Below are 13,779 nucleotides of genomic sequence, written 5' to 3'. Positions count from 1 at the left end.
CGCGGGGGCTGGAGCCGCCGCGCCGCCGGTGACCGGTTAAGCCGATTTTGTCCAATTAGCACGTATGGTCGCGCCATGCCCACGCCTTACGGAACACGCGGCGGTATGGCGTTCGGCGCGGACGAGTTGCGTGTGCTCCGGCGCGCCCTCGCCGTCGCCCTCCATCCCGCTCCCCTGCCCGACGAGGACGTCCAGGAGTGCCTGCGCCTGGCCGGCGCGGTCGACGAGGCGGTCGGGGAGGCGGGACGGCTGCGCGCCTTCCTCCTCGCCGACCTCGCCCGCTACCGCGACGCCCTGCCCGGCTCCGTCGCCGGTTACCTGGAACTCCTCCAGGACGCGCTGGCGGGCGGGTACGATCCCCGCCCCGACGACCTGGCCGCCCTGCGCGCCCTGCGTCACCGGCCGGTGGCGGCGGCACTCCTGGAACGCTGCCAGGTGCTCGCGGAACGGTCGGTGCGGGCCCGGCTCGCCGGGCGCGTCGCCTCCGCGACGGCCCCCGCGCCGCGCAGCCGCCTGCTGGCCCTGCCCGGCGGACGGGGTGCCGACACCGGCGGCACCGGTGCCGAGCCCGAACAGCCCAAGGTGCCCCGGACTCCGCCCCGGCCGGCCGCCCCCTCCGAACGCCCGGCGCCCAAGCCGTCCGAGGTGTTCCCGCCGCGTCGGCGCCCGGCCCCGCCGCCCCGGCAGCGGGCCGCCGGATAGCGGGCCGCAACGCGGAGGGTGCGCGCGGGACCCGGCACCGGCCTCGCTACTCTGGACGCCATGGACTATGTATCGGCGCTCGTGCCCCCCGTGGTGATGGCCGTCTTCTTCATCGGCCTCGTCGTGACGATCATCAAGAGCCAGGGCGGCCCCAACAAGGCCAAGGAGGACGCGGCCGTGGACGCGGCGATCGGCCGCGCCGAGTCGGTCCGGCAGACCCCGAGCGGCGGCGCCTGAGCGTCCCGCTCTCCCGCAGTGCGTGAAAGGGCGCACGGCTCATGACGAGCCGTGCGCCCTTTTGTCGCATGAATACCCGGTCATTTCGGGCAAGTGGTACTAAGGTGACATTGTGCCCCGTCAATTGGGAGAACTGGAAGACGCCGTGATGACACGGGTCTGGCAATGGAACCGCCCGGTCACCGTGCGGGAAGTCCTCGAAGACCTTCAGCGGGAACGCTCCATCGCCTACACCACCGTCATGACGGTAATGGACAATCTCCATCAGAAGGGCTGGGTGCGCAGGGAAGTCGACGGCCGCGCATATCGATATACGGCGGTCTCCACCCGTGCCGCATACTCGGCCGCACTGATGAACGAAGCCTGGTCGCGCAGCGACAACCCGGCGGCCGCCCTTGTCGCCTTCTTCGGGATGATGTCGGCCGAACAGCGCGAGGCGCTCCAGGACGCCATGCGGATCATTGTTCCGGACCTCCAGGGCGTTTCGGCGGCATCGGGGCGCGAGATGCCGGACGGCGGAGCCGAAGCCCCGGCGGAGGCCGAGTCCCGGGACGAACGGGCAGGCGGGCCGGCGGATCGACCGAACGGACGGACGGGCGCCGATCGGGACGTGGAGCAGAGCGCGGAGAGGGCCGAAGTTCCGGGCGATGAAGCGCCTCCGGAGGCCGGGCGATAGCGTCGGGGTATGTCCTCAGAGCTTCCGCATACCGATTTCCGTACCGAGCCGTCGGTTATAAACGTGGCGGTCACCGTCCGACGTGCCAGGACCAGTGATGTGGCGTCGGTCCGCCGTCTCCTCGACGGATACGTACGCGAAGGGATCCTGCTCGACAAAGCGACGGTGACGCTTTACGAGGACATCCAGGAGTTCTGGGTCGCGGAACGCGACGAGGACGCCCGGGTCATCGGATGCGGCGCCCTGCACGTGATGTGGGAAGACCTGGCCGAAGTGCGTACTCTCGCCGTCGATCACAGCATCAGGGGTGCCGGTGTCGGGCATCAAGTCCTTGACAAGTTGTTGCAGACCGCTCGATGGCTGGGCGTACGGCGAGTTTTTTGTCTGACCTTCGAAGTCGACTTCTTCGCGAAGCACGGCTTCGTGGAGATCGGAGAGACACCGGTCGACGGAGATGTCTACAGCGAGCTGCTGCGTTCCTATGACGAGGGCGTGGCGGAGTTCCTCGGTCTCGAACGGGTGAAGCCGAACACCTTGGGCAACAGCCGGATGCTTCTGCACCTGTGACGGTCACAAGAAGCCGTGACTCTATGTCCGAATCGCGCATGTTTCCCGGCTTCTTGTGCTCCTGAACCTCTGCCGAGGGTTTGTGTTTTCCGGGGAAAAGCGGTTTCCTTTCCGCGTACTGCATTTTCGATGAAAGGAAATCCGGTGGCACAGAAGGTTCAGGTCCTTCTTGTGGACGACCTCGACGGCGGCGAGGCGGACGAGACGGTCACGTTCGCCCTGGATGGCAAGACGTACGAGATTGACCTCACCACGAGCAACGCGGACAAGCTTCGCGGTCTTCTTGAGCCGTACACCAAGAGCGGTCGGCGTACGGGTGGCCGTGCCGCGGCCGGTCGCGGCCGGGGCCGCGCGGTTGCCGGTGGCAACAAGGACACCGCCGAGATCCGTAAGTGGGCCCGCGAGAACGGGCACAATGTGAATGACCGCGGCCGTGTTCCCGCGGAGATCCGTGAGGCTTACGAGAAGGCCAACAGCTGAGCGGTCGACCGATGGGTCGACCGCCCTGTTGGGCACGCGACAACCGGACCCGGTGGCATTCCTCCGCCATCGCGTCCACGAGCCGCACGAGACCGGGAGCGCCCTCGTCGCCGCTCCCGGGACCGACGAGATCCGGGAGCACCGGCTCTCCCCTCGTGCGGCAGCCCGGGGGCCGCAGCCGTACGGCGGCCTCTGACCGCTGTGCCGCCTCTGCCCGGGGCGACGGAGCGGTGATCCGGCCGCCGCTGCCGAAGGCGGCCGGCGGGAGGACGTCCCCGCCCCGCTTCGGCCGTCCGGTCGAGCGGTCCGGGCAATGCCCCGGCGGTTCGCGCTGTCACCGGTGGGCCCGTCCGGCCGACGACCGGCTGCACCGGCCCGGTGCGATCGACCTGTGCGCCGTGTGCCCGGTCGGCGGACAGGGGTGCTGCGGGGATGCCGAACCGCGGCCCGGCCGGCAGTCGTACCGGCGCGGTGTCGGCGCGATGTCCAAGTCCTCTGTCCGAGTCCGTGCTCGTGCCGTCGCGCCCGGCGCGCGCCCGCGTCCCGGCTCCTCCGCCCGCCGTCGGGCACCGGAGGGGGATCCGGACGGTGACGAACCCGCCGGAGGGGCGGACGGCGACCTCCAGGGGTTACGCAGAGTCCGCTTGGGATGCGCGACATGTCCGAAATGCGGTTTTATGGGCGTGTGAGGCGGCGCAAAAATGTTCGCCCATAGCGGAGGGAACCGGCATGCGCCGCATGGACTGTCTGTAATTGCGGGTAAGACATGACTGGTGGGGAGGGGCGACACGCAGGTTCGGGCGTCTCACGTTCGCCATCGGCGTACTGGCGATAGGCGTATCTGCCTGGCCTGCGGGAACATCGTCTCGCACCATCGGGTTGGAGCAGATGTCGGCGTTCGGGGCAGGAGGCCAAGGACGGTGGCGGCAGTTGGAATGAGCGGTCCCCGCTTGCGGGACTAAGCTGCGGAAGGACAGGGAGGGGACCGACCCCTTACTGCCTGACCGCTCTGAGGAGCGATTAACGATGTTCGAGAGGTTCACCGACCGCGCGCGGCGGGTTGTCGTCCTGGCTCAGGAAGAAGCCCGGATGCTCAACCACAACTACATCGGCACCGAGCACATCCTCCTGGGCCTGATCCACGAGGGTGAGGGTGTCGCCGCTAAGGCCCTGGAGAGCCTCGGGATTTCGCTCGAGGCGGTCCGCCAGCAGGTGGAGGAGATCATCGGCCAGGGCCAGCAGGCCCCGTCCGGGCACATCCCCTTCACACCCCGGGCCAAGAAGGTCCTGGAGCTGTCGCTCCGCGAGGCCCTTCAGCTCGGCCACAACTACATCGGCACCGAGCACATCCTGCTCGGCCTGATCCGCGAGGGCGAGGGCGTCGCCGCCCAGGTCCTCGTGAAGCTCGGCGCCGACCTCAACCGGGTGCGGCAGCAGGTCATCCAGCTGCTCTCCGGGTACTCCGGCAGCAAGGAGGCGGCCACAGCGGGCGGCCCCGCGGAGGGCACCCCCTCCACGTCCCTGGTGCTCGACCAGTTCGGCCGGAATCTCACCCAGGCGGCCCGCGAGTCCAAGCTCGACCCGGTCATCGGGCGCGAGAAGGAGATCGAGCGGGTCATGCAGGTGCTGTCCCGCCGTACCAAGAACAACCCGGTTCTCATCGGCGAGCCCGGCGTCGGCAAGACGGCGGTCGTCGAGGGCCTGGCCCAGGCCATCGTCAAGGGCGAGGTGCCCGAGACCCTCAAGGACAAGCACCTCTACACCCTCGACCTCGGCGCGCTGGTCGCCGGCTCCCGCTACCGCGGTGACTTCGAGGAGCGCCTGAAGAAGGTCCTCAAGGAGATCCGCACCCGCGGCGACATCATCCTGTTCATCGACGAGCTCCACACCCTGGTGGGTGCGGGTGCCGCCGAGGGCGCGATCGACGCCGCCAGCATCCTCAAGCCGATGCTGGCCCGCGGTGAGCTCCAGACCATCGGTGCCACCACGCTCGACGAGTACCGCAAGCACCTGGAGAAGGACGCCGCGCTGGAGCGCCGCTTCCAGCCCATCCAGGTCGCCGAGCCGTCGCTGCCGCACACGATCGAGATCCTCAAGGGTCTGCGCGACCGCTACGAGGCCCACCACCGCGTCTCCATCACGGACGAGGCGCTGGTCCAGGCCGCGACCCTGGCGGACCGCTACATCTCCGACCGCTTCCTGCCGGACAAGGCGATCGACCTGATCGACGAGGCCGGTTCCCGGATGCGCATCCGCCGGATGACCGCGCCGCCGGACCTCCGCGAGTTCGACGAGAAGATCGCGGGCGTCCGCCGCGACAAGGAGTCCGCGATCGACTCGCAGGACTTCGAGAAGGCCGCGTCCCTGCGGGACAAGGAGAAGCAGCTCCTCGCCGCGAAGACCAAGCGCGAGAAGGAGTGGAAGGCCGGCGACATGGACGTCGTGGCCGAGGTCGACGGCGAGCTGATCGCCGAGGTCCTCGCCACCGCGACCGGCATCCCGGTCTTCAAGCTGACGGAGGAGGAGTCCTCCCGTCTGCTGCGCATGGAGGACGAGCTCCACAAGCGCGTCATCGGTCAGAAGGACGCCATCAAGGCCCTCTCGCAGGCGATCCGTCGTACGCGAGCCGGTCTGAAGGACCCGAAGCGCCCCGGTGGTTCGTTCATCTTCGCCGGCCCGTCCGGTGTCGGTAAGACCGAACTCTCCAAGACGCTCGCCGAATTCCTCTTCGGCGACGAGGACGCGCTGATCGCTCTCGACATGTCGGAGTTCAGCGAGAAGCACACGGTTTCCCGCCTCTTCGGTTCGCCCCCCGGTTACGTGGGTTACGAAGAGGGCGGCCAGCTCACCGAGAAGGTGCGCCGCAAGCCGTTCTCCGTCGTTCTCTTCGACGAGGTCGAGAAGGCCCACCCCGATATCTTCAATTCCCTGCTCCAGATTCTGGAGGACGGTCGTCTGACCGACTCCCAGGGTCGGGTCGTGGACTTCAAGAACACGGTCATCATCATGACGACCAACCTCGGGACCCGGGACATCTCCAAGGGCTTCAACCTGGGCTTCGCCGCCCAGGGCGACGTCAAGACCGGGTACGAGCGGATGAAGAACAAGGTCAACGAAGAGCTCAAGCAGCACTTCCGCCCCGAGTTCCTCAACCGTGTCGACGACACCGTCGTCTTCCACCAGCTCAGCGAGGACGACATCATCCAGATCGTCGACCTCATGCTCGCCAAGGTGGACGAGCGCCTCAAGGACCGCGACATGGGCATCGAGCTGAGCTCGGAGGCCAAGTCGCTCCTGGCGAAGAAGGGCTACGACCCCGTGATGGGCGCCCGGCCGCTGCGCCGGACGATCCAGCGCGAGATCGAGGACGTCCTCTCCGAGAAGATCCTCTTCGGCGAGCTGCGCCCCGGCCACATCGTGGTCGTCGGCACGGAGGGCGAGGGCGAGGAGAAGACCTTCACCTTCCGCGGCGAGGAGAAGTCGGCCCTGCCGGACGTCCCGCCGATCGAGCAGGCTGCGGGCGGTGCCGGTCCGAACATGTCGAAGGACGTGTGAGGGACGCGCCCGGGCGCGTGAGCGCCTGAGCCGAATTGTTCGAAGGGGGCTGCCCCGGACCGTGGAAACGGTCCGGGGCAGCCCCCTTCTCGCGCCCGGTACGGTCAGGGGTCGACCACCAGGCCCTCGCCGCCGACGGACTGGTGGTTGCCGGTGATGGCGACCCTCAGCCCCCGCAGGGCTTCGAGCGGCGTCAGGTCGATGGGCTCCCCGAATGCGGGAGGCGTGAAGAGGAACGACCTCAGCGCCGGGAAGATCCGGGGGATCTGTTCGAACCCACCGGTCGTGTCCGTCTCGCAGCGGAGCACCAGTTCCTTGACGGACGGCACGGCCGCCTCGCCCTCGAACTCGGTCAGCGACACCACCCGCATCGTGACGTCGACAACGCGCGGGGCCCGGCGCAGGGCCGCGAGCAGGGGCCGCACCGGAGTGAGCGTCTCCAGGTGGAGGCTCTCCAGGTGCGTCCAGCCCTGGAGCGAGTCGACCTCCACGAGGCCCGTCCCGCGGATGCCCAGGGAACGCACCTGCGGATGGGAGGGCAGCCGACTGAGCCGGCCGGCCGTCACGTTGCGCAGGTCGAGGTAGCTCAGCCGGCCCGAGGCGGAGGCCAGCACCGAGAGCGCGGTGTCGGGCAGCCGGCTCACGTCCAGCTGGAGCGAGCGCAGCGCGCGGAGTCCGACGAGCGGACCGAGATCCTGCACGGCCGGGCAGTCGTGCAGAGACAGGTCCCTGAGCTGCTCCCCGCAGTCCGCCAGGAACGCCAGATCCGTCACGAGGGGGTTCTCCGCGATGACGAGATCGGCCCAGGCCCTGCCGCGCAGCGCCGCCCGGAGCTCGGCGGAGGTGAAGCCGCCGGTGATCCGCAGGTTCCGGGCGGACGGCAGATGACGCAGGGCGGACAGCTGTTCCCGGGAGGTGATCTTCAGCAGCTCGTACCCCAGGTCGAAGGTGGCGAGGACCCGCTCGGCGTACTCGGCGACCGGGTACCTGTGCCAGCTCTCCCGGAACCGATAGCTGAGGTTCTGATGGGCGAGCGCCCAGCGGCGGGCGTACGGCACGGCCTTCGCACCGCCCACCTCGTTGATCAGTTCCGCGGCGGTCCGGGCGTCCTCGGGGGTGAGCCCGGCGGTCGACGGATCGGGCAGGTGGTTCAGGGCGGCCGGTCCCAGGCGGGCCAGCAGCCGGATGTCCCGGTCGGACTTCGGCGGGAACAGCGCGTCCACGACGGCGCGGACCCGGTCGCGGGTCCGTTCGTCCAGCCAGGTCGCGTGCTGCGCGCAGAGGGCGGCGAGGATGTGGATCTCGTCCGGGGAGACGGTGTCGGAGGGGCCGAGCCGCGCGTCGAGCAGGCCGTTGACCAGGACGGGGTGTTCGCGCCGCCCGCAATGACCGGCGGCCAGCAGGATGACGTCGTGCCACTGCTGGGATCCGGCCCGGCCGAGCAGTTCGTTCAGCTGGTCGCCCTCGACGAATTCCTTGGCGGCGAGGAAGTCCTGGAAGGTGCGGTGGGCGAACTGGTAGACGCCGTCGGCGCGTTCCTGGAGGACCCCGCTGCGGTTGAGCAGATGGGTGAGGATCTCCTCGGCCGAACCCTGGCTGCGGACCTGTTCCATTCCGGGCAGTGCCCGTTCCAGCTGGCGCAGTGCCTGGGAGCGCCGGAGCTCCGACTGGCCGCCGCGCACCAGCCAGATGGCGATGCGCTGGAGGAGCTGTGCCTGCTCCTCCACGTTCATCTCGATGCCTTCGGGGGCCTCGATCCTGCGCTGTTTGTCGCGGTCGCCGAGCAGCATGGTGAGTGCCGAGTCGTACAGGCTCCAGCGGGTCTCCGGCAGGATGCCCTGGCGGCGTCGGTGCAGGGCGCAGATCACCGCGCAGAGCAGCGGGGTCCGGGCCAGGTTGCGCAGCGCGGGGTTCTGGGCGAACTGCTGGGTCAGGTCCTGTTCGAGGCGGCGCAGGGTGTCGTGGTCGTCGTCGTCCAGCCGGGCGGCGCGGTGCCAGGCGGTGACGAATGCCTCGATGTCCTCGTTCCGCATCGGCAGCAGCCGCAGTTCCTCGAAGTCCTGCGAGACCAGCCAGTCGGGCTCGACGGCCAGCGGGCGGACCGTGACGACGCAGCGGATGTCCGGGTACCGGGCGAGGAGGCGGGACAGCCAGTCGTGCGCCTGCTCGCGGTCGTCCTGGGGGACCTCGTCCAGCCCGTCGACCAGCAGCAGGGCCCGGCCGGACTCCAGGACCCGGCCGACCCAGCCGTCCGGTGCCTCGTCGATCACCAGCCTGGCCGCGGCGGGCAGCTGGGCGGGGGCGGGGAAGGTGCCGCCCTGGGCGCGCAGGGTGCGCAGCGGGACGACGAAGGGCACCAGGCCGTTGAGCGCGGCCAGCCGGGGGCTCAGGGTGCGGGCCGAGGCGTGTGCGGCCAGCCACCACAGCAGTGTGGTCTTCCCGGCGCCCGCCTCGCCGCGCAGCAGTACCCGGGGGCGGTCGGAGAGCAGGGCGTCGATCCGCTGCGGCGACCGGACGGCGCGCGGGGCCGGTCCGGCGGGGTTCTGCTGGGCCTCCAGGCTGAGATAGGCGGTGTCGAGGTCCCATTCGGAGTCGCGTCGGCCCAGCTCGTCCAGTCCGAAGATCTTCGTGCGCCGGTAGGCGGCGCCGAGGGCGGTCGCGTACTCCTCCTCGTACCGTGCGTCGCGGGGGAAGTGGCCGTGGACGCGTTCGTGGCGCAGGGGCGTGCCGGACTGCCGGAAGACGCGTTCGAAGGGGCGCGAGGCGAGGAGCGGGGCGAGCGGTACGCACTCCACGCGCCGGCCGTCGCGCTGCCGGGGGATCTGCCGCGCGATGCCGAGCAGGACGTGCCCGGCGAAGAGCGGTCCGCCGGACAACCCGCGCAGCGACGGGGGCCGCGATCCGTTCCCTTCGGGCGGCGGGCCGTCCAGTTCGCAGACGAGCAGGCCGCGCAGCTGCCCGGCCATCGGCAGCACGGTGGCCGCGTACTGGTCGGCCTCCAGATGACGTTCGGGTCCGTAGCGCTGGATGTCGGGGAAACCCGTGACCTCGCAGCCGGGGAGCACCTGTTCGCCGCCGAGGACTCCGAGCCGCACCGGGGAGAGCGGAAGTACTGGTTCCGGGGCCAGCAGGAGTGCGGCGTCGAGGTCGTGGTCGATCCACGCGACCGCGGTCGTGGTGCGGTCCGCCAGCAGGGGGTGGACGACACGGGCATGACTGCCGCCGCGCACCACGTGGGCACAGGTGAGGACCAGCCGGTCGGTGAGCAGCACGCCGCTGCCCTGGACGCCCCCGGAGCCGAGGACGACGACCGTGCGGGATTCGGACGACGCGGGCGCCGGGGGGCGTGCCGTGCTCACGGCCGTGCCGGTCCGCGGCCGAAGTGCGCCGTGCTGCCCGCGTCCTCGTGACCGATCCGCCAGGGCTCGCCGGTCGCGGCATCGCGCGGTTTCAGGGTGAACGCCACCTTGTGGGTGCGGCCGGTGGTGCGGGAGGCGTCGGCACCCGCGTCGACCACCCATGCCTTCACCCTGGTGCCGCCCTTGAACTCCTTGCGGAGTTCAAGGGTGAACTCCATCTGGATGTCGCCGACCTCGAAGGCCACGGGGCGGCCGGTCGCGCGGCCCGCGGCGTCGATGAGCTGGTTGCGGATCGACTCGACGGCGTCGGCGAGCTCGATGCCGTCGATGTCGCTGCCGTTGTCCCTGCCGCTGTCCCCGGTGCTGTTCCTGTTGCCGTGCCTGTCGCCTGTCGCATTGCCGGTCATGGCCGCGTCCCCCCGGGAGCCGATTCGGTTGCCGTGCCAGCGTAAGCGGTGTCCCGTAATCCCTGGTGGGCGCGCGACGACAGCTACGGCACCTCGCCGCGTTGTCGGAACGTCCACATACATCCGGTATGCGGGCGTCCCTCCGCCTTGCGATGCACCGCATCTGACGCCGCGCGCTGACCCACCAGGGATTACAGGACACCGCTTGGCCGGGCGGCGGGCCGAAGGTCCCGAAACGGACAGGCTCGGGGCCTCCGGCGGTGACAAGGCACACAGCCCGTTTCGGGCCTACTACGGGCGATAGGGGGGTGCGCGGTGCGCGCGGCGGCGGCCGGTGCCCGGGTGAGGGACGGGGTGCCGCACCCGAAGGGGAAAGAATTCTGGATAGATAGGTTTAGTCCGTTTTTGGGCTTTTGACCTGCGGTGGGGTCCGTCCGGAGCGCGCCGGATCCGAGGGGTGGGTGGGGGAGGTCCGTGGTGTATTCCCGGGGCCGTTGTTACGGCTTTTGTTCGTAGATGGGGTGTTTGGGTGGAGATGGGGTTGCGGGTTACCAAGGGATGGCCAGCCCGGCTGAAGCGTCGGGTCCCGTCATCTCCGGAGGATTTCCGCATATGTCGAAGCGCGTTTCGTTCCAGCACTCCCGCCGCCCGTCCCTGTCCCGTGTCCGTGGCGCCGTGGTGGCCGCCGGTCTGGGGACGACGATGGTGTTCGGTGCGGGCGCTGCGTTCGCGGCCGGCACGGCGGGCGCCCCCCAGGTCGCGAACCTGATCGACGGCGCGGCTGCCGACTCGGTCGCCCGACAGGCGGCAGCGCAGGGCAAGGCTGCCGAGACCGCCAAGGCCGAGCGCGCCGCCGCCGAGAGGGCGGCCGCGAAGAAGGCGGCCGGCTGGGAGAGGCCGGTGAGCCGCTACGAGCTGAGCGCGAGCTACGGCAACGACGGCAGCCGCTGGGCCCACAAGCACTCCGGCCAGGACTTCGCCGTCCCGGTCGGCACGAAGGTCGAGGCCGCGCACAGCGGCACCGTCGTGAAGGCCGGCCCGAACGGCGGCGGCGACGGCCCGGCGTACGGCAACGCGGTCGTGATCAAGCACGGCAACGGCACGTACTCGCAGTACGCGCACCTCTCGCAGATCGACGTGCGCATCGGCCAGACCGTGAAGACCGGTGACCGGATCGCGCTCTCCGGCAACACCGGCAACTCCAGCGGCCCGCACCTGCACTTCGAGATCCGCCACACCGCCGACTACGGCTCCGCGGTCAACCCGGTCTCGTTCCTGCACCAGAAGGGCGTCAAGGTCTGACCCGACCGGTCGGACGGCCTCGTCCGGCGTCTCCCGGCCGGACGTCCCCGACCGGCCCGAAGCAAGCCGTCGTGCGGCGTGTCCGCGGTGCCCGGCGACCGGGGGGCGACGGGGGGCGGGCTCCCGGCGTCCTACGACTCCCCCTTGCTCCCCGGGGTGTCGGCGCCGGTGCGCGCGTCGTGGGCCCGGGTCACCAGCTCGACGGCGACTTCGAGGACGGCCGCCTGCTTCTCCTCGGGGCTGCCCTCGGCGTCCCTGAGGGCGAACATGCCCGCGTGCATCGCGAAGAGTGCGGTGAAGCAGCGCACCTGATCGGCCAGGGGCGCGTCGGGCTCCCTGATCAGGTCGACCAGCGCGACCACGCGGTCCTTCATGGTCGTGCCGATGCTCAGGTCGCGCACGGCCGCCTGGTTCTCCTGCATGAAGCGGAACAACGGGGCCGCGGAGGTCAGCGCCTCGCCGTAGCGGCGCAGGATCTCCCTCCTGGTCTCCAGGGTGCGCGGCTGCTGCCCGCCCCACTCGATCAACTCCTCGACCGGCCGGTTCAGGTCGTCGAAGATGCTGACCAGGATGTCCTCCTTGGTCTTGAAGTGGTAATACAGCGCGGCCTTGGTGACCTCCAGCCGCTCCGCGATCTCGCGCAGCGAGGTCTTCTCGTAGCCCTGCTCGGCGAAGAGTTCCAGGGCGACGTCCTGAATCCGCTGGCGCGTGTTGCCCCGGCGTGGCTGCGGCGTGCTGCCCATGGCTCTCTCCTCGAAACTTACTTGACGACCGGCTAGCAGCAGGTCTACTTTGCCCAGTGTAATCAACTAGCCGGGCGGCAAGTAAGCGCCGGGTGCGTACAGGTGAACAGGGGAGTGGGGGACGGACATGTCCGACACGGTGAAAACGGCGGGCGCCGGGGTGGAGGCCCCGCCCGGCGACAGTTCCGGGAGCAGGCAGCGCAGTGTCCGGGTGGTGATTCTCGCCCTGATGATCACGATGCTGCTCGCCATGCTGGACAACCTGATCGTCGGCACGGCAATGCCGACGATCGTCGGCGACCTCGGCGGCCTGGCACACCTGTCCTGGGTGGTCACCGCGTACACCCTGGCGACCGCGGCCTCCACCCCCATCTGGGGCAAGCTCGGCGACATGTACGGGCGCAAGGGCATATTCCTCATGTCCATCGTGATCTTCCTGATCGGCTCGGTGCTGAGCGGGATGGCCCAGGACATGGGGCAGCTGATCGGTTTCCGCGCGGTGCAGGGGCTCGGCGCGGGCGGTCTGATGGTCGGCGTCATGGCGATCATCGGCGACCTGGTGCCGCCCCGGGAGCGCGGCAAGTACCAGGGCATGATGGCCGGTGTCATGGCCATCGCCATGATCGGCGGACCGCTGGTCGGCGGCACCATCACCGACCACCTCGGCTGGCGCTGGAGCTTCTACATCAACCTGCCGCTGGGCGCGGTCGCCCTCGCCATGGTCACCACCGTGCTGCACCTGCCGAAGCGGGAGCACGCCCGGAAGAAGGTCGACTACCTCGGCGCCGCGCTGCTGACCGTCGGCATCACCGCGATCGTGCTGGTCACGACCTGGGGCGGTACGGAGTACGCCTGGGGCTCCGCCATGATCATGGAACTCGCCGCGATCGGCGTCGTCGCGCTCATCGGCTTCGTCCTCGTCGAGACGCGGGCCGCGGAGCCGATCATCCCGTTGCACATCTTCCGCAACCGCAACTTCACACTGATGTCCGTGGTCGGCTTCATGGCCGGGTTCGTGATGTTCGGCGCGGTGCTGTTCCTGCCGCTGTACCAGCAGGCCGTCCAGGGCGCCTCGGCGACCAACTCGGGACTGCTGCTCCTGCCGATGCTGCTGGCGATGATGTTCGTGTCGCTGATCGCCGGACGTGTCACCACCAGCACGGGCAAGTACAAGGTCTTCCCGATCCTGGGGTCGGCACTGATGGTGACCGGCCTGTTCCTGCTCTCCCGGATGGACACCGACACCACCCGGCTCACCTCGGGCGTCTACATGGCGGTGCTCGGCGCGGGCATGGGCTTCCTGATGCAGATCACGATGCTCGTCGCGCAGAACAGCGTGGAGATGAAGGACATGGGCGTCGCCTCCTCCGCGACCACCCTCTTCCGCACGCTGGGCAGCTCGTTCGGCGTCGCGATCATGGGCGCGCTGTTCACGGGGCAGGTGCAGGACGAGATGGTGGCCCGGGGCGGCGGGGCGGCCACGGCCGGTTCGGCGCAGCTGGACGCGGCGAGCCTGGCGAAGCTGCCGGAGGCGGTGCACGAGGCGTACCGGTTCGCGGTGTCGTCCGGTACGCACCTCGCGTTCCTGGTGGCCGCCTCGGTCGGAGTGATCGCCCTGCTCGCGGCGGTGTTCGTCAAGGAGGTGCCGCTGCGCGGCACGGGTCCGGGCGCCGGACAGAAGGAGGTGCCGTCGCGCGACGCGGATCCGGTCGTCGGGCGGGCACCGGCCGCCCGATAGGCGTCGGTTGTCA

At 69.8% G+C, this 13,779-nt stretch carries 12 protein-coding genes; 9 read left to right on the top strand and 3 right to left on the bottom strand.

The genetic code is table 11. The annotated features are described in order from the left end of the window. Positions 1-105 precede the first annotated feature (105 nt). From ACFC79_RS14570 to ACFC79_RS14540, 7 genes are all read left to right on the top strand, one after another. Positions 106-702 (top strand): hypothetical protein, encoded by a 597-nt coding sequence (locus tag ACFC79_RS14570; RefSeq protein ID WP_376240165.1) that lies wholly within the window; start codon positions 106-108, stop codon positions 700-702. 60 nt (positions 703-762) lie between these two features. Then, positions 763-939 (top strand): hypothetical protein, encoded by a 177-nt coding sequence (locus ACFC79_RS14565; protein ID WP_376239667.1) that lies wholly within the window; start codon positions 763-765, stop codon positions 937-939. Between the two features lie 112 nt (positions 940-1,051). Next, positions 1,052-1,615 (top strand): BlaI/MecI/CopY family transcriptional regulator, encoded by a 564-nt coding sequence (locus ACFC79_RS14560; protein ID WP_376239665.1) that lies wholly within the window; start codon positions 1,052-1,054, stop codon positions 1,613-1,615. A gap of 9 nt (positions 1,616-1,624) precedes the next feature. Further along, the gene (locus ACFC79_RS14555) at positions 1,625-2,182 is read left to right on the top strand and encodes an amino-acid N-acetyltransferase (protein WP_376239663.1); all 558 of its coding nucleotides are present in this window, start codon (positions 1,625-1,627) and stop codon (positions 2,180-2,182) included. 144 nt (positions 2,183-2,326) lie between these two features. Further along, positions 2,327-2,662 (top strand): Lsr2 family protein, encoded by a 336-nt coding sequence (locus ACFC79_RS14550; RefSeq protein ID WP_376239660.1) that lies wholly within the window; start codon positions 2,327-2,329, stop codon positions 2,660-2,662. Between the two features lie 52 nt (positions 2,663-2,714). Continuing rightward, entirely contained in the window at positions 2,715-2,858 is a 144-nt protein-coding gene (locus ACFC79_RS14545; protein WP_376239657.1) for a hypothetical protein, read from the top strand. An 830-nt stretch (positions 2,859-3,688) separates the two neighbouring features. Continuing rightward, positions 3,689-6,217, top strand: a complete 2,529-nt coding sequence (locus tag ACFC79_RS14540) for an ATP-dependent Clp protease ATP-binding subunit (RefSeq protein ID WP_376239655.1) — start codon at positions 3,689-3,691, stop codon at positions 6,215-6,217. Positions 6,218-6,321: 104 nt separating this feature from the next. On the opposite strand, the gene ACFC79_RS14535 is transcribed toward ACFC79_RS14540, so the two are convergent. Continuing rightward, positions 6,322-9,576 carry an NACHT domain-containing protein gene (locus ACFC79_RS14535; RefSeq protein ID WP_376239653.1) on the bottom strand — a complete coding sequence of 1,085 codons (3,255 nt, stop codon included), beginning with the start codon at positions 9,574-9,576 and terminating at the stop codon, positions 6,322-6,324. Next, complete coding sequence (locus ACFC79_RS14530) at positions 9,573-9,983, bottom strand: trypco2 family protein (RefSeq protein ID WP_376239650.1); 411 nt, start codon at positions 9,981-9,983, stop codon at positions 9,573-9,575. The genes ACFC79_RS14535 and ACFC79_RS14530 overlap by 4 nt, the downstream gene beginning before the upstream one ends. Before the next feature lie 612 nt (positions 9,984-10,595). Here ACFC79_RS14530 and ACFC79_RS14525 point away from each other — a divergent pair. Then, on the top strand, positions 10,596-11,285 hold the full coding sequence (locus ACFC79_RS14525; RefSeq protein ID WP_376239649.1) for a M23 family metallopeptidase: 690 nt from the start codon (positions 10,596-10,598) through the stop codon (positions 11,283-11,285). A gap of 131 nt (positions 11,286-11,416) precedes the next feature. Here the strand turns inward: ACFC79_RS14525 and ACFC79_RS14520 are convergent, their stop codons facing one another. Further along, entirely contained in the window at positions 11,417-12,028 is a 612-nt protein-coding gene (locus ACFC79_RS14520) for a TetR/AcrR family transcriptional regulator (protein WP_376239647.1), read from the bottom strand. A 127-nt stretch (positions 12,029-12,155) separates the two neighbouring features. Between ACFC79_RS14520 and ACFC79_RS14515 the strand changes: the two genes are divergently transcribed. Next, on the top strand, positions 12,156-13,766 hold the full coding sequence (locus tag ACFC79_RS14515; RefSeq protein ID WP_376239645.1) for an MDR family MFS transporter: 1,611 nt from the start codon (positions 12,156-12,158) through the stop codon (positions 13,764-13,766). The last annotated feature ends 13 nt before the right edge of the window (positions 13,767-13,779 follow it).

It is taken from the genome of Streptomyces sp. NPDC056061 (assembly GCF_042266885.1).
Lineage (GTDB): Bacteria > Actinomycetota > Actinomycetes > Streptomycetales > Streptomycetaceae > Streptomyces.
Note: the sequence above shows the minus strand (reverse complement) of the source record. Positions and strands in the feature narration are given on the sequence as shown.

What these genes read in the sequence shown, in the direction of transcription:
- ACFC79_RS14570 (WP_376240165.1), top strand. Translation starts at nt 106, where the DNA reads ATGGCGTTCGGCGCGGACGAGTTGCGTGTGCTCCGGCGCGCCCTCGCC.
- ACFC79_RS14565 (WP_376239667.1), top strand. Translation starts at nt 763, where the DNA reads ATGGACTATGTATCGGCGCTCGTGCCCCCCGTGGTGATGGCCGTCTTC.
- ACFC79_RS14555 (WP_376239663.1), top strand. Translation starts at nt 1,625, where the DNA reads ATGTCCTCAGAGCTTCCGCATACCGATTTCCGTACCGAGCCGTCGGTT.
- ACFC79_RS14540 (WP_376239655.1), top strand. Translation starts at nt 3,689, where the DNA reads ATGTTCGAGAGGTTCACCGACCGCGCGCGGCGGGTTGTCGTCCTGGCT.
- ACFC79_RS14530 (WP_376239650.1), bottom strand. Translation starts at nt 9,983, where the DNA reads ATGACCGGCAATGCGACAGGCGACAGGCACGGCAACAGGAACAGCACC.
- ACFC79_RS14525 (WP_376239649.1), top strand. Translation starts at nt 10,596, where the DNA reads ATGTCGAAGCGCGTTTCGTTCCAGCACTCCCGCCGCCCGTCCCTGTCC.
- ACFC79_RS14520 (WP_376239647.1), bottom strand. Translation starts at nt 12,028, where the DNA reads ATGGGCAGCACGCCGCAGCCACGCCGGGGCAACACGCGCCAGCGGATT.
- ACFC79_RS14515 (WP_376239645.1), top strand. Translation starts at nt 12,156, where the DNA reads ATGTCCGACACGGTGAAAACGGCGGGCGCCGGGGTGGAGGCCCCGCCC.